Origin of the sequence: Alteribacillus sp. YIM 98480, from assembly GCF_009765375.1 — a bacterium.
GTDB lineage: Bacteria > Bacillota > Bacilli > Bacillales > Marinococcaceae > Alteribacillus.
The window spans coordinates 39,135-63,815 of record NZ_VTOK01000010.1 but is presented as its reverse complement, the minus strand read 5'-3'; the positions used below and the strand labels follow the sequence as shown (position 1 = coordinate 63,815).

Below are 24,681 nucleotides of genomic sequence, written 5' to 3'. Positions count from 1 at the left end.
AGTTGGCTTTTGGTTAATTATTTGTAGTAAACCAGGTAATGAAACGAACATCCTATTAATTAATATTTTTCGAGTATTTGAGATAGCTAATGAAGGATTAAGTGCTGCTAGACAAAATAGAGTTCATAATTTCAGTGAGTCTTTTAGTTTGTTTTGAACGATCATATTTTGCAATTTCATTAATATTTGGAGAAATGTTCAATCTGCCTTTTTTCCAATATTTAAAATATTTTATTAAATAAGGTATTGCTTTTTCAGGAGAAGCAGAATCAATTACGATGCCAGTCTTTGTATTTCGGATTATATTTGCAGCTACGCCTTTTGGTGGAACTAAAGCTAATATAGGTTTTTTTAAGTTTATTAATTCGAAAACTTTACTAGTCACTGTTTGACCACCTTCTTTTGGGTCTATAAATAGAAGCATAAGGTCTGCAGAAGAAGCATTATTTAAAGCCTCATAGTGGTTAACGTACCCAGTATTTTTCACTATTTTGTTTAAATTATCTCCTCTTTTTTTCAATGGAGCCCCTACCATTAACAATTCGATTTCTTTTTGAGGTAACCTTTTTTCAGCGATTGCTTTTTGTAACAAATCGAAGAATTTATATGCAAAAGCCTTTCGAATTCCATATAAAGAGCCCATATAACAAATTGTAAACTTTTGAGTCTTTGGATGTTTCTTCAAACGTTGAAAATTAGCGGGGTCATAACCATTCATTATTGTATGAAATTTTTCTTTTGTTTTTTCTTTTGACAACTTCCACAATATATCTGTTATCGAATCGCTAACAGAAATAATTCCGTCTGCAGAGTTTAAAACTTGTTTTTCAAAACGTTTATTCATTCTTAACAGGTCTGATGAATATCTACCTTCTACAGCTTTAAAAAAAGGATTGGTAGTCCATTCATCTCTAAAATCAGCTACCCATGGTTTATTAGTAAGTTTTTTTATTTGTAACCCTACTAGATGGGATACATATGGAGCAGCAGTGGTATATATCATGTCAATGTTTTGAGATTTAATTAGTTGAGTTCCTTTTTTAATTGTAAGAGGATACCAACCTTTCTTTAAATCTTGATGTCTTACATATGGATTTCCCGGTACCTCCTCACAAGAAGGAAGTCTAATGACTTTACAATTTTTAGGGATTTCTTTTTCCAATGTGAGATCCTTACGAAAGTAATTTGATTTTTGAGGAGCAAGAACAATAGGGGACCATCCAAAGTTTGGGAGGTATTTAACAAACTTTAAACTCCTTTGACTGGCTCCAATAGGGGGAAAAAAATAGCTTATAAATAACACTTTTCTCATTTTATAATCTCCTTTTTTGTATAAGTTATAACCTTAACTTAATAACTACCTATATTATTCATTTTTACTGGTGATTTTTTATATAATTTTGCTTCCATTATATGGAGGTTTAAAATAATTGGTGTACTGGGTGGATATATATGGGAGTCCATTCCTGAAAGCATAAAGGGTTGTATTCGTGACAAACAACAATTGGTTCAATTTTATACTGCATGGGGTAAAAAGGCATTATTGTCTTGAAAGCTTGACCAAAGTAGAACACGATCCTTAACTCATATGGTGAATATTTCTCTTGTAAAAGAACATATCCAAGTTCATTGAAACAAAATATAGCTGAACCATACTTTTCTTATAATTTGTCTAGAAGGCTATAGCTCATTTTTTTTTAAATAGATATTTATCCGAAACAAAAGATTTCTATTTTAAATAATATAGAGTAAATGAAAAATATAAGGTAGGTGCACAGAATGAATGAATCACCCTACACGCAGAACTTTAATAATTGGAGCAGGAGAGGCTGGAACTTTGTTGGGACAACAGATTCTACAAACAAAAAAGTCCAAATACAACATAATTGGTTATATTGATGATGATCCTAAAAAGCAAAACATTAAAGTAAACAAAGTTCCTGTACTAGGAAAAATCTCCGAAATTCCGGAAGTAATAAATGATTACCGCATATCAGACGTTATTATAGCTATGCCCTCTGTAGAACAATCTGTACTTCTAAAATTCGTAAATCAATGTAAAAAAACATCCGTTCGAATTAAGCTTTTGCCTCGTGAAAAGGATTTGTTGGATAGTAAAATTATAGCTGACCAAATTTATGATATTAATGTTAAGGATCTTCTAGGAAGAGAAATGATCGAACCAACGAACAGGTTAAAAAACTATTTGAAAAATAAATCGATACTTATTACCGGAGCAGGAGGGTCCATTGGTAGTGAATTAGTATCCCAGGTTGCAACATTTCAACCACGGCTACTAATATTAATTGGTCACGGTGAAAATAGTATATATAACATCGAATTGAATATGGCTAATAATTTTCCTCATATTAAGACACATTTTATTATTGCGGATATACAAGATAAACAATATATAGAAAAAATATTTCAACAACACCAACCCGAGATAGTGTTCCATGCCGCTGCACACAAGCATGTACCTTTGATGGAACGGAATGAAGGAGCAGCAGTTCGTAACAATATTATTGGAACAAACATTCTTGCAGAAGCAGCTGTTCGTTTTAAGACAGAACGTTTTATATTTATCTCAACAGATAAAGCTGTTGATCCAGTTAATGTTATGGGTATGACAAAAAGAGTTGCAGAAATGGTAATTCAAAAATTTTCGGAAAATAAATTAACCAAATTTTCCATTGTGAGATTTGGGAATGTACTGGAGAGTCGTGGAAGTGTGATTCCTATATTTAAAAAACAAATAAAGGCTGGTGGGCCTGTAACGATTACACATCCTGATATGGTTCGTTATTTTATGACCATTCCAGAAGCAGTTCTACTGGTTTTAGAAGCTGGGTCTTTATCAAAAGGTGGAGAAATATTTGTGTTAGATATGGGTGAACCAGTAAAGATTCTTGATTTGGCCAAAAATCTCATTCGCTTATCTGGGTATGAACCAGATAGTGATATTCAAATTAAATTCACTGGTGTTCGACCAGGAGAAAAATTAATTGAATCTCTTTTTTATGATAGTGAGAAGATAGTATCTACGGATCATCCTTATATCGTTGTAGCAAAACCTAGATCTATTAATGGTACTCATTTTAAAGAAAATTTAAAAGAACTTAAGAAATCTATCTATTCTCCAGTAAAGTTACGTTCCATTCTTACACGAATTATACAAAATGGAGTTACTAAACAATAATGTAATATTATTATTTGAAAGCATTATTTTATTATATAGAAATAATATTTTTAGATACAACCTAGTGAGTTGTTAACCTCTTATATTAGGAGTTTATACGCCTCGTAGCAGAAAGCTACCAATTCACTAGGTTCATAGTACTCTTGAGTGTCACAATTATCAATATTTTTTCCTTTTCATAACCAAATATATAAACAATATGAATTGGTAAATGTACTTTACTAAAATCAAACTTAGGAGGGCAAACAAGGTTTGAAAATACTAACTGTTGTTGGAGCGAGACCTCAATTTGTAAAAGCTTGTATGCTGTCTAGGAAACTTAGATCACAATCAATTATTAAGGAAGTTATCGTTCACACAGGGCAACACTATAACCACAATATGTCGGACGCTTTTTTTTCTCAACTAGCACTGCCAAAACCGGATCATAATTTAGGAATTGGTTCTGATAAACAAGGGAAACAAACGGCAAGAATGTTATCAAAGATAGAGGAAGTTCTTTTATCGGAAAGGCCAGATATAGTCCTAGTATATGGAGATACTAACTCAACACTTGCCGGGAGTCTAGCGGCTTCAAAGCATCATATTCCTGTGGCACATGTCGAAGCCGGATTACGAAGTTTTAATAAGAAAATGCCTGAAGAAATTAACCGTGTACTTACTGATCACATGTCAACATTGTTATTCTGTCCCACACAAACTGCAGTAGAAAATCTAGAGAAGGAGGGAATACGGAATGAAGTGTATATGACCGGTGATATTATGTACGATGCAATTCTCCATTATAAATCTATTGCACTTCATCAATCTAATATATGTGCTAGGTTGAATATTAAACCTAAAAATTACTATCTCGTCACGGTTCATCGGGCAGAAAATACTGATGACCCTCATCGTCTTAGAACGCTGCTTAAAGTATTAACACAATTAAACGAGAATATTGTTTTTCCTCTACATCCTCGTACTAAACAAAGAATCAAACATTGGAACCTATTGGATTTATTATCATCTAAAAATATAAAAGTAATTGAGCCAATAAACTATTTCGATATGCTAACTGTTGAAAGCCATGCAAAAGCGATCTTGACTGATTCTGGAGGTGTTCAAAAAGAGGCATATATGCTACGTACTCCATGTATTACGTTACGGGATGAAACGGAGTGGATAGAAACTGTTCAAGCAGGTTGGAATCATGTAACTGGTGTTTCTGATTCACAAACTATCTTAGATGTAGTGAGAAAAACTATAGTACCAAAAGCGTATCCCAATCTGTTTGGTAACGGAGATACCTCTGAAACTATTTATAAAATTCTGTGTAAAAAAACAGGTAAACATTAGGTATTATAATTACGTTTCTTTTTTAATTAAAAAATTATTGGAAGTGGTTTCCTTTTGTTAAATATTAAAACAATACACCAAATTTTTTGAAGTACCAGTTATCATCATAGGTTCTTTTTGTGAAGTAAGTATTCCTTTGATTTAATACCCCATCTTTAAGCACCATTTTTTCTATTTTTGAAGGATCTCCTTTTTTTATTAACTTTTTACATTTCTTAATACGAGTTTGATTAAAGTGAGAATACGCCATCCTCATTAAATTATAATTTATATGTTCATTGCTTAACTGATAGGGATGGGATTTTCTAAATACATGTAAAACCTTCACACTTGAAAGTACACTGCACTTATATCCAAATAACCAAAGTTTGATAGAAAGCTCGATATCTTCATATCCCCAAGTTTTAAAACCTGTCTCAAATCCACCCACATCATTAAAGGTAGATTGAGAAATCATAAAGCATCCGCCTGGTACTACAGCCGTTTCTGCTAAATTTATATGTTTTTTATTCCACCGTATTACAAGGTTTGGTTTAAGTGTCTGTCCATAACCGACTGAAGATGGATTGTTCACATCTGCAATCCCTGGACATATAGCGTCTGTTTTGCTAGATTTTAAGGGCGCTAATAACTTGTCGATCCATAAGTTATTAAAAAATAAGTGTGCATCACAAAAGGCAAGATATTTTCCATTGGCATTTTTTGCTCCAAGATTTCTTGCATTGGCTGCTCCTATGCCTTCTGTACGAATAAGTTTTACGAAATGGCGTTTTGAATAATGTTTAAGAAAATCACAACAGCCATCGCTTGATCCATCATCTACAACGATAACTTCAAATTTATGGTTAGTATGGCTTGAAAATAACGAATTAAGTGTTTTTTTGACATTATCTTCTTCGTTTTTAGCAGGAAAAATAATGGAAATCTCAGGTGAGGATGTTTTCATAAGTTTATTCACTCCATTATAGAACGTTTCCTAAATATATTATGTCAGTTAAAAAAGGATCGTGAGGGGGAAGTGAAAACCAAGAACCCTCCGAAAGTTAGTACGTTGTCAAACAAGAAACTGCTTGAATATATTTTTTATTGGAATTTAATTTTTTCGTTGGTATCCATTTATTATCAAAGATATTATTCATAAAACGGTTTCAATTTATCGCTGAGGGCTCTGACCATTTTTTTTGGTGTCATTTTTTTATCTTTTTCTCCAAGTACATAGGCGTACAGAAGAATATTTAATAATTGCTCTTTATCAAAACCATTAAAGGAATTTTTCATTATTTAGTCTCCCTTTATTAGAACATACGTTATTGTATGAGGTTCATGTAATTGAGCAACGGCTAGAACGGATATTACCTTTTTGTGTCTGAAACATTAGAAATCCCTCTTAAGTAAGTCGAATATCAGCAATAGACTAATTATTTTGAAATATTCTTGTAACATTATGTGACCTTTCACGACTGTAAAAATAGAAGAAACTTCACGAACTACCACTTTTTATCGAAGACAAACAAGGGTTTAGGAGGGGTTTTTATCGTTAATAAGAAAATATTACAATTTGCTGCATTAGCAATTGCAGTAGCAGGCGCGGGATTACTTTATATGTCAGGTGCTGATGGTTCTGCTGGTGACACAGATGCAGTAAGTGCACAAGAAACCGTGCAGGAAGGTACACTGGTCGTCAGGGGAGAAGGGACTGTTAGTGTGACACCGGACTTGGCCCATATTCGTTTGGGTGCAGAAGCAACCGATTCCTCAGCAGATAATGCGCAAAGTGAAGTAAGTGAGCAAATGAATGGGGTTCGAAAACAACTTGAGGCTTTTGGTGTAAAGGAAGAAAATATACAATCTGCTAATGTTGGTGTTTATCCTTATCACGAGCCAGGTCAGGAAGGTGAGGAACAGTTCCGTGCCCAGCATATTCTTGAGATTGAATATGAAGAAATCAATAATGTTGGAGAGCTGCTGGATGCCGCGGCAGAGGCGGGAGCGAATCGGATAGAGCAAACTCGTTTTGCTTTGCAAGATGAATCAGAGGCAGAGCAGCAAGCATTACAAAAAGCTATTGAAAAAACGAAAGGAAAAGCAGCAGCGATGGCAGAAAGTGCTGGAAAAGAAAGCGGAGAAGTACTGCAAATTGCTGAGGGAGATGCTCAGATCCAATTTCCAATGCAAGAAGCAGCCGAAGAACAGTCAGCTGCACAAGATACTGCTGAACCAAATGGAACTTCGGTGGAAGCGGGAGAAATAGAAGTCGTACAGTATGTTGATGTTGTCTATCAATTGAATTAAGTTAATAAACATGTTCGTTAGCTCATAATTGTACAAGTATACAGAGAAGGTCAAGGTAACGTCTCGTTTTTCCAAGTGGGCTGAAATAATTGTAACCGGTCAGGCCTTTGTTGTTTATGCTGTAATAGGCATATGTCAGCAAAGGAGGAAAGTATGTGGCTATTGTTCGAAAAGGAATGTATTTTGTTTATACCATTCAGCCGGGAGATACCTTATACAGCATAGCGAACAGGTTGGGCAGCAATGTATCTGATATTACTCTTTTAAATGCACTATACCCGCCTTTTACTGATCCTGGTTTAATATTTTCTGGACAGCGGATTATTGTTCCTTATCCATACAACCCGCGCAGTCAGGTCGTTTATTTCGTGCAGCCGGGAGACACATTACAGTCCATCGGGCGCAGTTTTGTAGTACCAGTCAACCAGCTTATTGAAGCTAACCCGCAGATGGAAAGTCCGGAAATATTACAGGCATTTAGTATGGTGGAAATACCGGCGAGGGTGTACGTCGTGGCATCTGGTGATTCGTTGGCCAGTATAAGCAGGAAGCTAGATGTATCGCCGCAGGCTGTTATTTCTATGAATCAAGGCAGAACGGGATTTTCACCTGATGTCATTTATTCAGGATATGGCTTGCTCGTTCCTTAGAGGTGAAAGGGAAAAGTAGCAGGATAGCTGATTAATCAAACGTTTGATTAACAAATAAAATAAAAAAAGCGCATCGTTTTTCGGTGCGCTTGTTATTTTTCACTAAACAAAATCTGAAGTCCTATAATAGTAAACAATCCGCCTTGAATGACATTCATACGTCTGGAAACTCTGGGATTTTCCAACACAAAACGGCTTGCTTTGTCGGCTGCGATACTAACGATAGAAAAAATGACAAGAGCCTGAACAAGAAAAACAAGTCCGAGTGTCAACATTTGTATTGTTACAGAACCAGCTTCAGGGCTTGTGAATTGAGGAAGCAGAGCTAGAAAAAACAGAGATACCTTAGGATTGAGCAAGTTCATAATAATACCTTTTTTGTATAGTGCCAGGTATTGAAAAGGGCTTGTTCCGTTAGACAAACCAACTTTAGATTTATCTCGAAAAGCAAGCCACGCTAGGTATAGAAGGTAAATCGCTCCCGCATATTTAACGGCAGAAAATGCAATGGAAGATTGATAGATAATAGCAGAAATTCCAGCCGCAGCTGCTATAATATGCACAAGCAACCCGGAGCAGAGACCAAGCGCGGTGGCAATTCCTGCTTGTTTATTTTGAGAGATGCTTTGTGCAATAACAAATAAAATGTCAGGTCCTGGAGTGAGCGTCAGCGCCACTGCAGTTCCTAAAAATGCTAGTATGACAAGAGGGTCCATGTGCACCATTCCTTTGCAAACGATTAATTTCTAATAAGAGTATACAAGAGAAAGTGATCGTATGAAATGCAGCACCTAATATGATGGGCGAAACGTTTTATTAAGAAAATATAGAGGATCGCTTTTGTAAAAAGTGACGTACGTAATCACTAAATTGACTGAACGATTCTTTAGCAAACCGTTGTACTTTCGAAGCTACCCAAAGCGGTCGCTGAATGTGGATGCCGCTGACGTCCACTTCATAAAGAAGGCCTGCTTTAAGTTCATGTCTTATCGCAAGTCGTGATACATAACCATAACCAAGACCAAACTGGACAGCACTTTTTATGGCTTGCGTCGTGCCTAATTCTAGTGTGTTTTCCAACTGGTTGAGATTTATTTTTTCAGATAGATGGTTTTCAACAATCTTCCGGCTCGCTGAAGTGTTTTCCCGATGAATCATCCGGTCGTTCAAAAGCTCTCTTGGTACAATATGTTTTTTCTCTGCCCAACGATGGTTAGTTAGGGGGTACGATCAAAACAATATTGTCGCTTGCAATAACTTTTTTATCAAGTTCGGGATTACGTACGGCTCCTTCAACAAAAGCAAGGTCAATATTTTCTTCTTCGAGATCTGCCAGTACATGAGGAGTGTTACTGATTGACAAATGTATTTGAAAAGAGGGGCTTCCCTGTTGAAAGGCGCTGATAATTTCTGGAAGGACATATTCGCCGAGAGTATAAGACGAACCTATCTTTAAGGATTGTGTTTGGACCCCGCGCAACATTTCAATAGCTGTTACCGACTGTTCATATTCTTTTACGATAAATTTAGCATGATGATACAGTCTTTCACCTGCAGGGGTCAGTACGACAGTGCTATGTTCACGATCAAAAAGGAGGGTGGAATAATGTTCTTCCAGCTGTCTTATTTTTTTTGTAACAGCCGGCTGTGATAAATAAGCTCTTTTTGCGGCGTTGCTTATGCTTCCTTCTTCTATGACGTAACAAAAAAGCTGGAACGTTTGGATGCGCATAGATAACATCTTCCTTTACATTTGAAAAATCATGCTACCTCCCATAACAATGACTACAGCAGCAAGCAGCCTTGTAATGGTGGTCCCTTTCATTTTTTTTGAAAGAATTGCACCAGCCTGGGCACCTGCAAGTACCCCTGCTCCACTCCAGAGAACGATATACCAATCCACTACATTGTTTACAATACCAGGTATAAGACCGCTGAGAGAATATAAAGCAAGCGAAAAAATAGAAGTAGCGGTTGCTGCTTTTAATGACAACCCGAAGCCATAAACCAAAATGGGAACGAGGAGCCAACCGCCGCCAATACCAAAGAACGAAGAAATAACACCAAGCATACCGCCAATACCTAACAGTACAGGCAGTTTTATCGTTTGATCTTCATTTAATTCTTTTTCATTTAAAGTATAACTCTTCTCTACTGTTGCTGCTACTTCATCTTTTGCCTGAGGTGGTTTTTTTAAAATTAAGTATAAACCGAGGCCGATTAAAAGACATGCAAATAAAGCGTAAAAAACTGCTTCAGGACTAAATCGAACGAGTCTTTCTCCTAACAGTGTTCCAGGGAAGGCTCCGGCGGCAAGAAGTAAACCGGTTCGAAGCAAAACCCGGCGTTGTTTTAAAAATACTGGCAATCCGGCAGCAGCGTTTAGGAAAACAATAACCAGACCAGTGGCAGCAGCTGCTTCTGGAGAAATATCATAAAACATTATCAAAACGGGGACGAACAAAAATCCTCCGCCTGCACCAATAATGGTGCCATAAGTGCTCGCAGTAAAACCAAGTAAAATAAGAGCTGTAATAACCATTTGTTTACCTCCTAGCTAATTTCATTTATATCATGGAGGAAGCCGATAAAGTGGTAATAAGACAAATATGAATAGTCGATAACTGATTGTTATAATGGCTGTATTTTCTAAATTAATACCAAAAACTAGTTTAAATAATATATTCACAGTAATTTCTGCATCTGAAAATGACTAAAAATATTGACTATTTTTGTTTAATTGTTATAACATTTATGTAAGTTCAAATAAAGAAATATAAATTCTAAATGTGAACTATAATGGGGAGGGAAATATTTTGTCTGAAATAGTGAATAATCAAAAGTTAGTTCGAGACTTAGAAGAAAAAGCAAAATTTATTCGTCTAGAGACAGTTCGGCTTATTGATATAGCGAAGAGCGGGCATTATACCAGTGTTTTTTCATGCGCGGAACTGTTTTCGGTTTTGTATTATCATGTAATGTCCGTGGACCCGAGCAATCCTGACTGGGAAGATCGCGATAGGTTTGTATTAAGTAAAGGACACGCAGCAGTTGGTTTGTATCCTGTACTGGCTGATCATGGTTTCTTTCCAAAAGAATGGCTAGACAGTTACACGAGAGTTGGAAGCGCATTCGGAGATCATCCAGATATGAGAAAAATACCCGGGATTGATTTCAGTTCAGGCTCTTTAGGCCAGGGGCTCTCGGTATCGGCTGGTATGGCTATTGGAGGCAAAATGAGTAATAAAGATTATAAAGTGTATTGCATGCTCGGTGATGGTGAATTAAATGAAGGACAAATCTGGGAAGCCATTTTATCAGCAGCCAATTTGCAATTAAATAATCTGGTTGCCATTGTGGACCGTAATCAAATGTCGCTAGATGGGTTTACAGAAGACATTATGCCAGTAAATCCGATTGACCAAAAATTTGAAGCATTTGGTTGGGAAACTTGTCACGTTGATGGTCACAATTTGACTGATTTAGTCGAGTTGTTTGATAAAATATCTTCCACAAAAAGAGAAAAACCTCTAGTGATTATTGCTGATACGCTGAAAGGTAAAGGCGTTGAAGGGATGGAGTTAAATAACGATTGGCACTTAGGTTACCTGGCGGAAAAAGATCGAAAAAAAGTAGAGGAGGAAATTCACCGTGGTCTACAATCCCGTACATGAAAAATTTGATAATAGTTTAGATGAAGGTTCATGGAATATTAGCATTGCAAATGGTGAAGGGAGCTCGGCAGTAAGTGGAAAAGTATTGGCCGATATACGTAACGAACGGGATGACATAGTAGTCTTTACCGCAGACGTCATGTACTCCAATCGATTAGCCGATTTTGCAAAAGCCCATCCAGAGTCGTTTATCAATTTTGGTATCTCCGAGCAGCATATGGTATCAGCAGCTGCAGGTATAGCAACGACAGGGAAAATTCCTTATATTGGAACTTTCGCTTCGTTCCTGTCTCTACTTAGTTGTGAACAAATCCGCACGTCTGTTGCTTACCCAAATCTCCCTGTGCGTTTAATTGGTCATCACTCCGGCATGACAATGGGTTTCTACGGTACTTCTCATCATGCGTTAGAAGACCTTTCTATTCTTCGTTCGATGGCAGAAATGACGATCATTTGTCCAACAGACCCTGTGCAGGCGGAGGCGGCGATTAGGTCAACGGTTGATCATTCAGGTCCAATATATTTCCGGATGGGACGCGGGAGAGATAAACAGGTATATGAAAACGTATCGGAGGCTTTCGAACTTGGTAAGGCCAATGAACTGCGTGATGGAAAAGACGTCAGTGTCATTACAAACGGTTTGACATTGAGGTCGGTCGTGGACGCAGCTGCTCAATTAGAAGAAGAAGGTATTAGTGTAAATGTTATTGATATGCACACGATAAAACCGTTTGATGATGAAGCTGTAAAACGGGCCGTTGCAAAAACAGGAAAAATTATGACCGTAGAAGAACATTCTGTTATCGGAGGAATAGGTAGTTGTGCAGCTGAAGTGATAGCTGATAATAATTTAAATTGTGAATTCTCGCGTCATGGAATTTACGATGAATATGTACTAATTGGTCCGCCAGCTGCCTTATATAATCATTATGACCTTGATGCAGAAGGTGTTGCTAAAAGAATACGCGAATTTGTAATCGGATCTAATAATGAATAAGTGAAAAGCAGCATAAATTCTTACATTAATAAAGTAACGTTATGTCAATAAATTACGTCATTGGCGGATAATTATTTTGGAAAAACTAATGGACAATAATGGGACCAGTACATTACTGCTGACCCGTCACTAGCATGCGGCCGAAATTGTAGTTGTGATAAACTTATGGCAAATACAAAAATAAAAGAATTTTTAACTGCAAAAATGAAAATAGGTTCAGGAGGTTGCCATGAATGGATTCTAGCATTGAAGAGACGACTACAGAAAGTAAGCAAAGCAAAACGGTAGGTGTGCTGGAAAAAGCGATATTAGTGATTGAGGCACTTGAAGATACAAAAGATGGTATTGGTTTAACAGAAGTGGCCCGGCGTACGGGAGTAAATAAAACTAGCTGTTATCGAATTTTACACACATTAATGGGAGATAACATGGTTGAGTACGGTGAGCGTCAAGGCACTTACCGGCTGGGTGTTCGTATGCTTGAACTTGGGGGCGCAGTACAAAGAAGAATCAATTTGCGGCAGCTTGCACTTCCTGTGATAACCGATTTAACACAAAAAATAGAAGAGACCAGCTTTTTATGCTTGTTAAATAAAGACAGGGCGGTATGTATTGAACGTATAGAAGGTGAACATGTTCAAGTGTTAGCAATGAGAGTTGGAGATTCATGGCCGCTTTATCAAGGGGCTGCTCCTCGAGCAATACTAGCTAATCTCAAAGATAAAGAGATAGAAAGTATATTGTCAAAAAAATCAATTGAACCGATCACATCTAAAACGCCTACAGACCCGAAGATGTATTGGAATATGGTGGAAGATATAAGAGAAACAGGATATTCTATTAGCCGAGAGGATGTTACACTTGGGGTGGCTGCTTTAGGAGCACCTGTTTTTGATCACAGTGGAAACGTTGTGGCAGCAGTTAGTGTAAGCAGCACTGTTCATAGAATATCAAAAGAAAGAGAAAAAGATATTGCCGAACATGTTATAGGTGCAGCGAAAGAAGTTTCCCGGCTAATGGGATGGACAGTTAATAATAAATAAAAAGAAATTAATGTTTCATTAATCAGATACCTGCTATTGCGTTTCGCACTTATTTTAGATGAAGAATCAGCAACGTAAGAGGATACCTCAACAAACGGACTTTGAGGTATCCTCTTATATTTATACAAGAGTACGAACAAACCTCTTTATATACTCTCGCACGTTACATCACGTTTTTATGTAGAAGAATATCAATTATTAGTTGCCAGTAAAACTGAATCAATTTACCAAAAATTGTTGACTGTATATAGCAGCTATTATAAACTTTCATTAAAGTTCTAATTGAGAAATAGTGGTTCTTTATTTGAACTAATTAAATTTGCAGGTTAAAACATTTCATTGCACAATAGTTGTCTAAGATAGAGATTTGTTTATTAGGGAGGTTAAAATGTCCATGACAGAATTGCCTTTTAATATAGGTGTTCACCCGATTAACTGGGTTGGAGAAGATGTATTAGAACACGGAGATTATTATTCGTATGATCAGGTAATGGAAGAAATAGCTGCATTAGGTTTTAAAGGAACCGAGGTTAGTCGGAAATTTCCCAATAATGAAAAAGAATTAAAAAATGCATTGGATCATTATAATCTGCAATTGACTACACAATGGAAGTCCGTTCTGTTTTCTGACCCAGATCAACACGAAAAGGAATGGAAATCGTACCGAGAGCATGTCGATTTTTTAAAAAGGTTTGGGTGTAAAGTAGTTAGTACTGCAGAAATTGGCGGATCTATGCTTAATCAAGATCCACGTCGCGGTCAGGACGAAACCTATGTAGAAAGGCTCGATGATGATGGGTGGAAGTACTTGGCTGAAGGGTTAAATAAAGCAGGAGAAATCTGCCGGGAAACCGGCATGCATCTGGTGTATCATCATCATGCCGGTACAGTCGTTGAGCAGCCAGAAGAAATTGATCGTTTAATGGAAATGACGGACAAAGATGCTGTATCTCTTCTTTATGATACAGGCCACGGGTATTATGGAGGGAATGATCCATTACAATTACTGAAAAAACATTTTGATCGTATCAAATATATTCATTTAAAAGATGTTAGACAAGACATTTTAGATAGGGCAAGACAGGAAAAATACAGTATCAGACAATGTATTAGAGAAGGAATCTTCACTGTGCCGGGTGAGGGCTGCCTAGATTTTGCACCAATTATTACCTATTTAATTGAAAACGATTATTCTGGCTGGGCCTTAATAGAAGGTGAACAAGATCCAGAAATTTATAATCCGTATGAATATGCAAAACGTTCAAAAGCTTTTCTCGAAAAACTTGCAGGGGTTTATTTGCAAAGATAACAAAGATATTTTACGGCAAATGAGAAAGCGCTTACCTTAGGTTTGTATTAACCAAAGTATGTCAATTCAGTACAGCCGCCTTTTTTATCCGGAAAGGCAATAAAGTAGAAAGCATTTATATTTACCCAATCTTAGGAGGTCGCACTTTTGGATGGAACAATTAAAAAAGGGATATGCATCTGGTCCTTGCCCATTGAGGGGCCATATGCCTGTAAATTAGCTTCTGAATCAGGATTTGAAGGGATTCAATTAGAATTAGGAACGTATGAAAGAGGATTTCCTTTATCGAAAAAATATATACAAGATGCATATCTGGAAATGGGAAAAACATATAACATTGATTTTCCTTCCATCGCAGTTAGAGAGTTGGATTACTACGGAATGACCCGGCCCGACCGGTCGCAGGAAAAGCAAATTGCGAAACAAGGAATCGAGAAAGCCATTGAAACAGCACGAGACATGGATATTCCCATTGTGATGCTGGGAAGCTTTGCGGATGGCGAAATCAAAAACGAAATAGATTTGCAAAATGTGACAGCGTGTCTTAGAGAGGCCTGTGATATGGCAGAAAACTATAACATTACCATTGGAACAGAGAATGTTCTATCTGTTGATGAAACAAAAAGGTTATTTCAAAACGTAAACCGAGCGAACTTAAAGCTATATTTCGATACACAAAACTATTATTTATTTAAAGGGTATGATACCACTTCTATGATACAGGAATTACACCCTTACTTTTGTGAAGTGCATGCCAAAGATGGTAAAGATAACATCAGCAGCTGCCTTTTAGGAGAAGGAGATTCGTCTTTTCATTCTTCCATGGAAGAACTGATAAAAAGCGGGTATACGGGTTGGATTAATATAGAAAATTATTATGATTTACAGCCCCTAAGATTAGAACATGATGATGAATTAACATTGATTAAAAAGGATCTAGACACTCTAAAAAGTACTATCCTATCAATTTCAACTAAAGGAAGTGGTGAGTGATATGAAAGAAACTATTAATTGTGCCGTCTTGGGATTAGGGAGACTTGGATATTGGCATGCATGTAACCTAACAAAGATAAAGGGAGCAAATCTTACATGTGTGGTTGATCCTCTAGAAGGCAGAGCGGAACAGGTGGCCCGAGAGCTCGGAGCAGAGAAGTGGTCTCAAGACGTAGAAGACATCATTAAAGATGACAATGTTGAAGCGGTCGTCATCGTCACTCCTACTAGTACACATGCTGATCTTATCACTAAAATGGCTGATGCCAAAAAACATATTTTTGTAGAAAAGCCATTAACTCAAAATGTAAATGAAGCCGATCAGGTTATTGACGTTATAAAGAAAAATCAGGGTTTTTGTCAGGTAGGATTCATGCGTCGATTTGATCCAGATTATGCGGAAGCAAAAAGAAGAATACAAAATGGTGATATTGGACAGCCATTATATTTTAAAGGAGTTAGTCGAGATGGAAATATTCCGCCAGTAGAATTTCTGAAAAACAGCGGTGGTATTTTCCTTGATTTAGCTATACATGAATATGACATTGCTAGATTTTTATTAGATCAAGAAATAACCGAAGTTCATTCAACTGGAAGCGTTTTGTTACATTCTTTTATGAAAGATTTAAATGATGCCGATTCGGCCAATTCCTATTTGACATTTGATCAAGGTGCTGCAGGAGATATTGAAGCCAGCTGGATTGCCCATAATGCATATGATGTTAGAGGTGAAGTGATAGGAAGCGAAGGGGCGATTCAAATCGGGTCGATGAGACGCCGCAACATTAATATATTAAATAAATCAGGGAGCAGCCATGAATTGATTCCGGATTTTCCTACGAAATTCGAGGATGCTTATTATTTAGAACTAGAACATTTTATAGATTCCCTGCGTAAAAGCAAAGCCCCTTTATGTAATGAAATCGATGGAAAGATAGCGCTTGAAGCAGCTGCGGCAGCAACAAAATCTTTTCATACAAATAAACCAGTTAAACTGCAAGCTATTTATTCATAGCGTCAAACGGCACTTAAATATAAGGAATATCCGTTATTTTCTAAGATGAAAGGAGAGTATGTGATTGATAACCAAAAGAAACATTCGCTGTGCATTAATTGGGGTAGGGAGACTAGGGTACGTACATGCAAAAAACTTAGTTTATAACGTTGAAGGTGCAGAACTCGTTTATATCGTCACTTCTAGAGAAGAAAGTGCAAGAAGAGCAGCTGCAAAGTTAGGAGTAGAAAAGTGGACAACAGATGTAAACGAAGTGTTTGAGGACACGTCAATTGATGCGGTCATAATAGCAACACCTACGAATACACATACACAATTATTGAAAGACGCTGCACTTCACAAGAAACATATATTCGTAGATAAACCTTTAACGGAAACAGTAGAAGAAGCGAAGACAGTAAATGAAATAATCAAACAAAATAATGTAAAGTGTATGGTTGGATTTATGAGACGATTTGATCCGGATTATGCAGAAGCAAAGAAAGTTATTGAATCCGGGGCGATTGGCAGACCGTTGAAATATATAGGAATAAGCCGTGATCCCGGCTCTCCTCCTGAAGAGTTTATAAAAAATAGCGGTGGTATTTTTCTTGATCTATGTATACATGAATATGACATTGCTCAATATTTATTAGGAGCAAATGTGAAAGCTGTCTCTTCTTTTGGTAAAACACTTCTTCATCCATTTATGGATAAATATAATGATGTTGACCAGTCTATCAGTTATTTAGAATTCGATAATGGATCAGTCGCTTCGGTTGAAGGCAGTCGTAATTCTTCTTATGGGTATGACATCAGAGGAGAAGTGATAGGCACGGAAGGGACAATTAAAATAGGCTCATTAAAAGAAAAGCAAGTGAATACATTAAATCAAACAGGGTCTTATCATCAAAATGTTCCTGACTTTCAAGATAAATTTAAAGATGCTTTTAGGTTAGAAATGATACATTTTATAGATTGCATAAAAAACGACCAGAAACCGCTTATTACAGAAGTGGATGGAAAACAAAATATGGAGGTTGCAGCAGCAGCTAAAAAATCTTTTGAAACGGCAGATAAACAAATAGTGGGTTAAAGAAAATAGTTATTAGAAAAACTTGGCTTGCCGCCAAGTCCAGATGGCGTTGCGGAAGTCGTAGTTTTGCTTATTAATTTGATCCTTTTGCAAAGTTAAACATTTCTAAAGTATAACTAGCGCCGGGCATTTAAGTGGAGGCGGTTCCTAGTTGCACTTATACTGATTTCCTCAACATTTTGACGACGTCGATGATTCATCCATGCTAAAATGCTATACTTTTCTATCAGTGTAAAAAAGAAAGCTGTCCTCATTCGTTGTACGTCAACGTTTGGACAGCTTTTTCTTTGGATTAACATAAAAAAGTTTTAAATCTTTACTTGATTTATATATAGTAAAAAACTATACTGTGGTTAAGCGCTTTCCTTATAAAAAGGGAAGATATACATATAGAGCATAAACGTTCAGTTGCATTTTTTGTTGTATACCAAACGTGCTTAAAGCGTTGCTGACCGTATATGTATGCGCTTAAAACAGGAATAGAAAGACTGTTATTGTACGGACAATTTTTTTTTTGATATAGTGTTAGAATTTTAAAAGAAGTACCGCATTTCTATTATTTTTTATCCTGTTGATAAAGCGCTTACCTTACAGATTTTTTTGAATAGGAGGATATCTATGGTTTGGGTTATTTTCGCATCTTTTATCATTTACACAGTCTTTGTTATGTGGTTTTCATGGTACAAAACGAGGGGGACGGACTTGAAAAGTTCGGACGGCTATTTCTTAGGCGGGCGAAGCCTAAGCGGAATCGTCATCGCCAGCTCAATGATTTTAACAAATTTATCCACTGAGCAAATTGTTGGGTTGAATGGACAAGCGTATGGAGAATCGATGGTGGTGATGGCTTGGGAAGTAACAGCGCCGCTTGCTTTGATTTTCCTGGCATTTGTGTTACTTCCAAGGTATTTGAAAACGGGAATAACAACCATTCCAGATTTTTTGGAACAACGGTTTGACATGCGGACAAAGCAAATTGTTTCTGTTTTGTTTTTAATGGGTTATGCTGTCGCTTACTTACCAACGATCCTCTATTCGGGTGCCTTAGTACTCGATAGTATATTTTCGATATCATCGATTACTAATATGAGTCCTTTCATGATCGTTTTACTTGTTTCTGTGGCTATTGGAATTATCGGCACAAGCTATGTGATTTTGGGCGGCTTGAAAGCTACTGCAATGAGTGACACAATTAACGGATTTGGTTTAATTATCGGCGGATTACTGATCCCTTTTCTCGGATTAATTGCATTAGGTGGAGGAAATGTGCAGTCAGGAGTTGACAACCTCCTGAATGCAAATCCATCCAAATTAAATGCAATCGGCTTTCATGATTCATCTGTGCCTTGGGTTGTTTTGTTTGCCGGGATGTTATTCAATAATCTTTTCTATTGGACAACGAACCAATCGATCGTTCAACGGACATTAGCTGCAAAAAATTTAGCCGAAGGTCAAAAAGGTGTTCTTTTTGCAGGATTAGTTAAAGTGTTTGGATTGTTTTTCCTGGTAATGCCAGGAATCATTGCCTATCTATTATATGGCAATACCATTTCAAATGCAGATACAGCTTATCCAACACTTGTGGTAGATGTACTTCCGGTTGCATTATCCGGTTTATTGGCGGCCGTATTATTCGGCGCTATTATGAGTTCATTTAACAATACGATCAATGGTTCCATGACTTTATTTACAATGGATATTTACAAACCAATTTTTAAGCCGAATGCAGATGAACGTCATTATGTAAAAGCAGGGCGGATATTTGCCGCTGTGTTAGCAACTGTTTCGGTTGTGGTTGCTCCGTTGATTCTTTATGCGCCTCAGGGATTATACGCTTATTTACAAGAAATGTTTGGATTTTACAATATGCCTATCATTGCAATGGTTATCGTCGGCTTTTTCAGTAAGAGGGTACCTGCTATGGCTCCGAAAATTGCGATATTGGTACACGTAGTAGTATACGCAGCTTCGAAAGTGATCATTCCGGATATTAATTTCTTGTATGTTCTAGGGATATTATTACCTCTGAATATATTTGTAATGCTTATCGTAGGAAGATTGCAGCCTAGAGAAACACCATATGTGATGAAAGAAGCCAATGTAGTAGATTTGACACCATGGAAATATGCGAAACCTTTTTCATTAGGTATTGTTGTATTAATGATTGCAGTATATGCCTTTTTCTCTCCAATTGGAGTGGCAGAAGCAAATGCAGAATACTCGCCTTGGATGATAGTCTATCTTGTAGGAACACTAGCATTTATTGGAGCAGCTTTATGGTTCTGGCGGAAAACAAACAAAAAGCTTGATTCTGTAGAAGATAACAGTGAAGTGATACCTGATGAAGAGAGAAAAACAGTATAATAGAATGTATAAGCTAGTAATGTAGGGGGATTAACATGTTAAATGTCGGAATAATTGGAGCAGGCAGGATTGGCCAGCTGCATGCGAGTAATATATTGAGTTCAAGTTTGCTAAATTTGAAAGGGATTTCAGATATTCATATTGAACATTTAAAGGGAACTATTTATGAACAGAAGGTACCGGTTATTACCACGGATCCAGAGAAAATATTTCAAGATCCTGAGGTGGATGCTGTATTTATATGTTCCTCGACAGATACACACTTAAATTTTATAAAATCGGCTGCCAAAGCTGGAAAACATATTCTTTGCGAAAAACCAATCAGTTTTAATTTAGGAGAAACGGAAGAAGCGTTACAAGCAGTTAAAGAGGCAGGAGTGAAATTCCAAGTTGGCTTTAACCGCCGCTTTGACAAACATTTTCGTAAAGTATGTGATACAGTTCAAGCTGGGAAAATTGGATCGCCGCATATTATAAAGGTTAGCTCGCGTGATCCGGAGCCGCCGCCAGAAGAATACGTGAAACGCTCCGGCGGGATGTTTATGGATATGACAATTCACGATTTTGATATGGTTCGTTATCTTTCTGGAAGTGAAGTAATTGACGTATCAGTTAAAGCAGCAAACTTGGTAGACCCGATGTTCGGGAAAAATGGTGATGTGGATACGGCCGTTATTACCCTAACCTTTGAAAACGGTGCCATCGCAGTCATCGATAACAGCCGCCAAGCGGTTTATGGTTATGATCAGCGAATTGAAGTATTTGGAGATAGTGGTGCCGTTTCAGCAGAAAATGAAGCACAGACAAATGTCCAAATTGCTACAAAAGAGTCTGTTACGATAGACCATCCGAAACATTTCTTCCTTGATCGATACAAAGATGCTTATATTGAAGAAATTAATCAATTTGCAAAAGCCATATTAGAAGATAAACCTTTGCTATGCACTGGTGAAGATGGTTATAAAGCAGAATTACTGGCTCTTGCAGCAAGTGTTTCTTGGAAAGAAAAGCGTTCTGTTTCCTTGTCTGAAGTATTTACGGTAACGGCAACGTGAAACCTGGTAATTGTCTTCGAGAGCTCCCAAAATATGAAAAAAAGATGTCAGAGACTGCAATGTAACAAGATTCATCATTCGATAAACTAAAATTAAAATTAAGCGCTTACTCAATTTAGGTGCTGAACATAACAAAATTGTCGTAAAACCGTGATGAGTAGTGGATAAGGAAGGTGTTTCAAATATGGTGAAAAAGGTGAAAGTAGGTATTGTAGGGCTTGGCCGATTAGGACGTCAGCACGCCGAGAATTTGGCTTTTCGTATCCCGAATTGTGAACTTACTGCAGTATGTAGTGTAATAGAAGCGGAAATCACAGAAATTCAAGAAAAATGGCAAATCCCTTATGGTTACACAAGCTATGATGAGATGTTAACGAACAAAGAATTAGACGCCATTTTTATTGCATCACCTTCAGGATTTCACTGCGACCAGATCATAAAAGCTTTAGATGCCGGATTTCATGTATTCAGTGAAAAGCCGTTAGGATTATATTTAGAAGAGGCCTTAGAAGTGCAAAAAGCAGTTGAAAAACATGCAGATAAAGTATTTATGCTCGGGTTTATGCGGCGGTATGACCGATCTTATGCAGCTGCTAAGCAGAAAATTGAAAATGGAGACATTGGTGAACCAACTTTAATTCGTTGTTATGGATTAGACCCAGCCAGCCAAATGGACAACTTCTTAAAATTTGCAAAAGCGAATTATAGTGGAGGCCTTTTCTTAGATATGTCTGTTCATGACTTTGATTTAGCACGCTGGTATATGGGAACGGAAGCACAAGAGGTATGGGCCATTGGCGGTGCCTATTCACGTCCAGAATTTGAAGACATTCAAGATGCAGAAACTGGTGCTGCCATGGTACGATTCGAAAATAATGCTATTGGTATTTTTGTAGCGGGAAGAAACAGCGCTCACGGTTACCATATAGAAACAGAAATTATCGGCACAAAAGGAAGTATACGAATTGGCACGCTGCCTGAACGCGACCAAATTGTGTTGATGCAAGAAAATGGGGCCGTAAAAGAATGCTATGATGGCTTCCTGGAAAGGTTTGAACAAGCATTTTCAAGCGAAGTGGAAGAATTTGCCCATTGTATTTTAGAAGGAAAAAAGCCTGATGTGACAGTCCATGATGGAGTAGAATCAACAAGATTGGGCTATGCTTGCAAAAAATCTTTTGAAACACGGCAGCTCGTTAATATACAAGCCGAACAACTAGTGAAAAATTAATATATGTTAGTGCTATACAATAAGTTCTGCTGGAAATAGAAGCATCATGCAAGAGAGGCGTTTCACACATGGAAAATAGCAAAAGTGAGGCAAAAAGTATGAAGGTTACGATATATGATATAGCAAAAAAAGCGGGAGTGTCTATTGCCACTGTCTCTAAAGTAATAAACAATACTGGCAGTATGCGAGAATCTACACGGCAGAGAGTACTAGAAATAATGCAGCAGCTAAACTATCAACCTAGTGTAATGGCATCAGCATTAATGGGTAAGAAGACTGAAACAATTGGATTACTCGTTCCTGATATATCCAACCCTCTTTTTTCTGAAATGGCTCGTACGATAGAAGATCGTGCCCATGAACAAGGAATGAATGTGATTATGTGCAGCACAGACGATAATCCTGAGAAAGAAAAAAAATATGTAGAGCTATTACAGAGAAAGCAAGTAGATGGTTTTATTGTAGGTGCAAGTTTTCATGATAAAAATTTGCTGCAAGAACTAATTAAAAATAACATCCCGCTTGTTATGCTTACCCAGGATGAGCCCTCTCTTGATGTATCAAAAGTTACAGTTGATGATTTTAAAGGTGGATATGAGGCAACAGCGCATCATTTTTTTAACGGACACCAGAACATTGCAATTATTGCCGAATATGCTTATAGCAGCAACTTGCGTATGAATGGCTATAGAGCCGCACATGAAGTATATGGATCCGTAGTTAAAGAGGAATATATTTATCGTACAACGGGGTCCATATTAAATGGTAAGAAATACTTTGAAAAATTATTTAGTCGAAGGGATGTTGAACCGCCCACAGCCATCTTTGCTTGTAACGATCAGCTGGCAATAGGTGCTATTCAAGCAGCAAAAGAAAAAGGTCTTCAAATTCCAAAAGATGTATCAATTGTTGGATTTGATAATACTATTTTAGCCACAACTACCGTGCCGGGTTTAACAACGGTGGCTCAACCTATTAAAATAATGGGTGAGAAAATAGTAGATGTTCTCATAAAAGAGATAAAGGCAGGAAAATCATTAAAGGAGCGGTTCTTGTATAATCCCGAGTTGATTGTTCGCGGCACAACTGCTGTATTTAACGATGTAACAGTGGATATGGAGAGATAAAAAGTAAATCAAATACTAGTTATGCTGAAATATGTAAACAGAAAACGACCTTTATCTTCATGCCAAGCACTCGAAACAGTGGACCAATTACAACAAACTGTCAGGACATCATAGATGTTAGTGGTTACGTATTACGTTTTAAAAAACTCGGCTTATTTCGAGCCCTTATCCTAAAATATAAAAAATGGAACTGGGATATAAACCAGTTCCATTTTTGGATGGATAACAATTAATTTGATTCTTTTCTTATGCTTCTTGAGAGAATTCTTCTCCAAGCTGTTTCAAACGTTCTTTTACGTCTTCTTGGGAAAGGTCATGTTCCTCTACATAGCGGTTTCTTGGATGAACTCGGCATTCATGGGTGCAGCCGCGCAAGTATTTATGCTCATTTTCCTCTGAACAAATTATTTGCTTGTTACAATCAGGGTTTGAGCAATTGACGTAACGTTCACACGGTTCTCCGTCAAAATGATCACGGCCGACTACGACATGATCGACTTGGTTTATAGGAACACTGATACGTTCATCGAACACGTAGCATTTTCCGTCCCAGAGTTCCCCTTTCACTTCTTCATCTTTTCCATAAGTGACAATGCCGCCGTGCAGTTGACGAACATTTTCAAACCCTTCTTCTTTTAACCAGCCCGAAAACTTTTCACAACGAATGCCGCCTGTGCAGTACGTTAAAATTTGTTTTCCTTCTAATTTATCTTTGTTTTCTTTTACCCAATCAGGCAGTTCGCGGAAACTGTTAATGTCAGGGCGTATCGCACCGCGAAAATGGCCAAGATCATATTCATAATCATTACGGGCATCCAAAATAATCGTCTCATCTTGCTTCATTGCTTCATAAAATTCTTTTGGCTCCAAATACTCTCCGGTTTGCTCGTTAGGATTAATGTCTTCATTTAGCCGTAACGAAACAATTTCGTCACGATGACGGACGTGCATTTTTTTAAAGGCATGGTCTTCTGCTTCATCTATTTTAAATTCAATATCAGCAAAACGGGGATCTTTTTTCAGATCTTCCATATATTTGTTTGTTTGTTCCACCGTACCTGACACGGTTCCGTTTATTCCTTCAGAAGCAATCAAAATACGGCCTCTTAACCCGAGGTTTTTACAATACTCCAAATGCTCTGCTGTCAATGTTTCAGGGTCCTCTATAGGGACGTATTTGTAATAAAGTAATACACGACAATTTTTTTCCATTTTCATCACCTATTGTTTAATATTTGCAAGATATCAACCGTATAGGCGCATACGACTCTTTCTTACAATGTACTATTGTAAACGATTCGTAAAGAATAAGAAAGGGG

General features: G+C 37.3%; 22 protein-coding genes and 1 pseudogene. 15 read left to right on the top strand and 8 right to left on the bottom strand.

Annotation, left to right across the window (positions count from 1 at the left end):
• Positions 1–97: 97 nt before the first annotated feature.
• Positions 98–1,312, bottom strand: coding sequence for a glycosyltransferase (locus tag FZF09_RS13710; RefSeq protein WP_158737177.1), 1,215 nt, complete (start codon positions 1,310–1,312; stop codon positions 98–100).
• Positions 1,313–1,783: 471 nt separating this feature from the next.
• Between FZF09_RS13710 and FZF09_RS13705 the strand changes: the two genes are divergently transcribed.
• Positions 1,784–3,199 (top strand): polysaccharide biosynthesis protein, encoded by a 1,416-nt coding sequence (locus FZF09_RS13705; RefSeq protein ID WP_158737176.1) that lies wholly within the window; start codon positions 1,784–1,786, stop codon positions 3,197–3,199.
• 252 nt (positions 3,200–3,451) lie between these two features.
• Entirely contained in the window at positions 3,452–4,537 is a 1,086-nt protein-coding gene (gene wecB / locus FZF09_RS13700) for a non-hydrolyzing UDP-N-acetylglucosamine 2-epimerase (protein WP_158737175.1), read from the top strand.
• A 64-nt stretch (positions 4,538–4,601) separates the two neighbouring features.
• Here wecB and FZF09_RS13695 read toward each other — a convergent pair whose 3' ends face one another.
• Positions 4,602–5,483 (bottom strand): glycosyltransferase, encoded by an 882-nt coding sequence (locus FZF09_RS13695; RefSeq protein ID WP_158737174.1) that lies wholly within the window; start codon positions 5,481–5,483, stop codon positions 4,602–4,604.
• A 185-nt stretch (positions 5,484–5,668) separates the two neighbouring features.
• Positions 5,669–5,815 carry a YwzD family small protein gene (locus tag FZF09_RS13690; RefSeq protein ID WP_158737173.1) on the bottom strand — a complete coding sequence of 49 codons (147 nt, stop codon included), beginning with the start codon at positions 5,813–5,815 and terminating at the stop codon, positions 5,669–5,671.
• A 324-nt stretch (positions 5,816–6,139) separates the two neighbouring features.
• Between FZF09_RS13690 and FZF09_RS13685 the strand changes: the two genes are divergently transcribed.
• Both FZF09_RS13685 and FZF09_RS13680 read left to right on the top strand, forming a co-directional pair.
• Positions 6,140–6,829 carry an SIMPL domain-containing protein gene (locus FZF09_RS13685; protein WP_158737172.1) on the top strand — a complete coding sequence of 230 codons (690 nt, stop codon included), beginning with the start codon at positions 6,140–6,142 and terminating at the stop codon, positions 6,827–6,829.
• 155 nt (positions 6,830–6,984) lie between these two features.
• Positions 6,985–7,479: a LysM peptidoglycan-binding domain-containing protein gene (locus FZF09_RS13680; RefSeq protein ID WP_158737171.1), complete on the top strand. Its 495-nt coding sequence runs from the start codon at positions 6,985–6,987 to the stop codon at positions 7,477–7,479.
• A gap of 92 nt (positions 7,480–7,571) precedes the next feature.
• Here the strand turns inward: FZF09_RS13680 and FZF09_RS13675 are convergent, their stop codons facing one another.
• From FZF09_RS13675 to FZF09_RS13660, 4 genes and pseudogenes are all read right to left on the bottom strand, one after another.
• A complete protein-coding gene (locus FZF09_RS13675; RefSeq protein ID WP_158737170.1) occupies positions 7,572–8,195 on the bottom strand; it encodes a LysE family translocator in 624 nt (207 codons plus the stop codon).
• Between the two features lie 100 nt (positions 8,196–8,295).
• A pseudogene (locus FZF09_RS23090) lies at positions 8,296–8,682 on the bottom strand (LysR substrate-binding domain-containing protein); the annotation flags it as partial.
• A 10-nt stretch (positions 8,683–8,692) separates the two neighbouring features.
• Complete coding sequence (locus tag FZF09_RS23085) at positions 8,693–9,211, bottom strand: LysR family transcriptional regulator (protein ID WP_158737169.1); 519 nt, start codon at positions 9,209–9,211, stop codon at positions 8,693–8,695.
• 15 nt (positions 9,212–9,226) lie between these two features.
• Positions 9,227–10,021, bottom strand: coding sequence for a sulfite exporter TauE/SafE family protein (locus FZF09_RS13660; protein WP_158737168.1), 795 nt, complete (start codon positions 10,019–10,021; stop codon positions 9,227–9,229).
• A gap of 274 nt (positions 10,022–10,295) precedes the next feature.
• On the opposite strand from FZF09_RS13660, the gene FZF09_RS13655 reads away from it, so the two are divergent.
• From FZF09_RS13655 to FZF09_RS13605, 11 genes are all read left to right on the top strand, one after another.
• The gene (locus FZF09_RS13655) at positions 10,296–11,153 is read left to right on the top strand and encodes a transketolase (RefSeq protein WP_233269504.1); all 858 of its coding nucleotides are present in this window, start codon (positions 10,296–10,298) and stop codon (positions 11,151–11,153) included.
• On the top strand, positions 11,131–12,150 hold the full coding sequence (locus tag FZF09_RS13650) for a transketolase family protein (RefSeq protein WP_158737167.1): 1,020 nt from the start codon (positions 11,131–11,133) through the stop codon (positions 12,148–12,150). Before FZF09_RS13655 ends, FZF09_RS13650 begins: the two co-directional genes overlap by 23 nt.
• A 233-nt stretch (positions 12,151–12,383) precedes the next feature.
• On the top strand, positions 12,384–13,193 hold the full coding sequence (locus FZF09_RS13645) for an IclR family transcriptional regulator (RefSeq protein ID WP_158737166.1): 810 nt from the start codon (positions 12,384–12,386) through the stop codon (positions 13,191–13,193).
• 394 nt (positions 13,194–13,587) lie between these two features.
• Positions 13,588–14,502 (top strand): myo-inosose-2 dehydratase, encoded by a 915-nt coding sequence (gene iolE / locus FZF09_RS13640; RefSeq protein WP_158737165.1) that lies wholly within the window; start codon positions 13,588–13,590, stop codon positions 14,500–14,502.
• Positions 14,503–14,649: 147 nt separating this feature from the next.
• Positions 14,650–15,495 (top strand): sugar phosphate isomerase/epimerase family protein, encoded by an 846-nt coding sequence (locus FZF09_RS13635; protein ID WP_158737164.1) that lies wholly within the window; start codon positions 14,650–14,652, stop codon positions 15,493–15,495.
• A gap of 1 nt (position 15,496) precedes the next feature.
• Positions 15,497–16,510: a Gfo/Idh/MocA family oxidoreductase gene (locus FZF09_RS13630; protein WP_158737163.1), complete on the top strand. Its 1,014-nt coding sequence runs from the start codon at positions 15,497–15,499 to the stop codon at positions 16,508–16,510.
• Between the two features lie 64 nt (positions 16,511–16,574).
• Positions 16,575–17,585 (top strand): Gfo/Idh/MocA family oxidoreductase, encoded by a 1,011-nt coding sequence (locus tag FZF09_RS13625; protein ID WP_304503066.1) that lies wholly within the window; start codon positions 16,575–16,577, stop codon positions 17,583–17,585.
• Between the two features lie 618 nt (positions 17,586–18,203).
• Positions 18,204–19,949 (top strand): solute:sodium symporter family transporter, encoded by a 1,746-nt coding sequence (locus FZF09_RS13620; RefSeq protein WP_158737162.1) that lies wholly within the window; start codon positions 18,204–18,206, stop codon positions 19,947–19,949.
• Between the two features lie 29 nt (positions 19,950–19,978).
• Positions 19,979–21,004, top strand: a complete 1,026-nt coding sequence (gene iolG, locus FZF09_RS13615) for an inositol 2-dehydrogenase (RefSeq protein ID WP_158737283.1) — start codon at positions 19,979–19,981, stop codon at positions 21,002–21,004.
• A gap of 184 nt (positions 21,005–21,188) precedes the next feature.
• Positions 21,189–22,235 (top strand): Gfo/Idh/MocA family protein, encoded by a 1,047-nt coding sequence (locus FZF09_RS13610; RefSeq protein ID WP_158737161.1) that lies wholly within the window; start codon positions 21,189–21,191, stop codon positions 22,233–22,235.
• Between the two features lie 68 nt (positions 22,236–22,303).
• On the top strand, positions 22,304–23,362 hold the full coding sequence (locus FZF09_RS13605; RefSeq protein ID WP_370514458.1) for a LacI family DNA-binding transcriptional regulator: 1,059 nt from the start codon (positions 22,304–22,306) through the stop codon (positions 23,360–23,362).
• A 246-nt stretch (positions 23,363–23,608) separates the two neighbouring features.
• Here FZF09_RS13605 and trhO read toward each other — a convergent pair whose 3' ends face one another.
• Entirely contained in the window at positions 23,609–24,574 is a 966-nt protein-coding gene (gene trhO / locus FZF09_RS13600; protein WP_158737160.1) for an oxygen-dependent tRNA uridine(34) hydroxylase TrhO, read from the bottom strand.
• Positions 24,575–24,681 lie beyond the last annotated feature (107 nt).

Bases quoted from the DNA above. Each gene is read 5' to 3' on its own strand.
- FZF09_RS13645 (WP_158737166.1), top strand. From the start codon at position 12,384: ATGGATTCTAGCATTGAAGAGACGACTACAGAAAGTAAGCAAAGCAAA.
- FZF09_RS13690 (WP_158737173.1), bottom strand. From the start codon at position 5,815: ATGAAAAATTCCTTTAATGGTTTTGATAAAGAGCAATTATTAAATATT.
- FZF09_RS13620 (WP_158737162.1), top strand. From the start codon at position 18,204: ATGGTTTGGGTTATTTTCGCATCTTTTATCATTTACACAGTCTTTGTT.
- FZF09_RS13705 (WP_158737176.1), top strand. From the start codon at position 1,784: ATGAATCACCCTACACGCAGAACTTTAATAATTGGAGCAGGAGAGGCT.
- FZF09_RS23085 (WP_158737169.1), bottom strand. From the start codon at position 9,211: ATGCGCATCCAAACGTTCCAGCTTTTTTGTTACGTCATAGAAGAAGGA.
- FZF09_RS13605 (WP_370514458.1), top strand. From the start codon at position 22,304: ATGGAAAATAGCAAAAGTGAGGCAAAAAGTATGAAGGTTACGATATAT.
- FZF09_RS13660 (WP_158737168.1), bottom strand. From the start codon at position 10,021: ATGGTTATTACAGCTCTTATTTTACTTGGTTTTACTGCGAGCACTTAT.
- FZF09_RS13630 (WP_158737163.1), top strand. From the start codon at position 15,497: ATGAAAGAAACTATTAATTGTGCCGTCTTGGGATTAGGGAGACTTGGA.
- FZF09_RS13710 (WP_158737177.1), bottom strand. From the start codon at position 1,312: ATGAGAAAAGTGTTATTTATAAGCTATTTTTTTCCCCCTATTGGAGCC.
- FZF09_RS13695 (WP_158737174.1), bottom strand. From the start codon at position 5,483: ATGAAAACATCCTCACCTGAGATTTCCATTATTTTTCCTGCTAAAAAC.
- trhO (WP_158737160.1), bottom strand. From the start codon at position 24,574: ATGGAAAAAAATTGTCGTGTATTACTTTATTACAAATACGTCCCTATA.
- FZF09_RS13610 (WP_158737161.1), top strand. From the start codon at position 21,189: ATGGTGAAAAAGGTGAAAGTAGGTATTGTAGGGCTTGGCCGATTAGGA.
- iolE (WP_158737165.1), top strand. From the start codon at position 13,588: ATGACAGAATTGCCTTTTAATATAGGTGTTCACCCGATTAACTGGGTT.
- FZF09_RS13685 (WP_158737172.1), top strand. From the start codon at position 6,140: ATGTCAGGTGCTGATGGTTCTGCTGGTGACACAGATGCAGTAAGTGCA.
- FZF09_RS13675 (WP_158737170.1), bottom strand. From the start codon at position 8,195: ATGGACCCTCTTGTCATACTAGCATTTTTAGGAACTGCAGTGGCGCTG.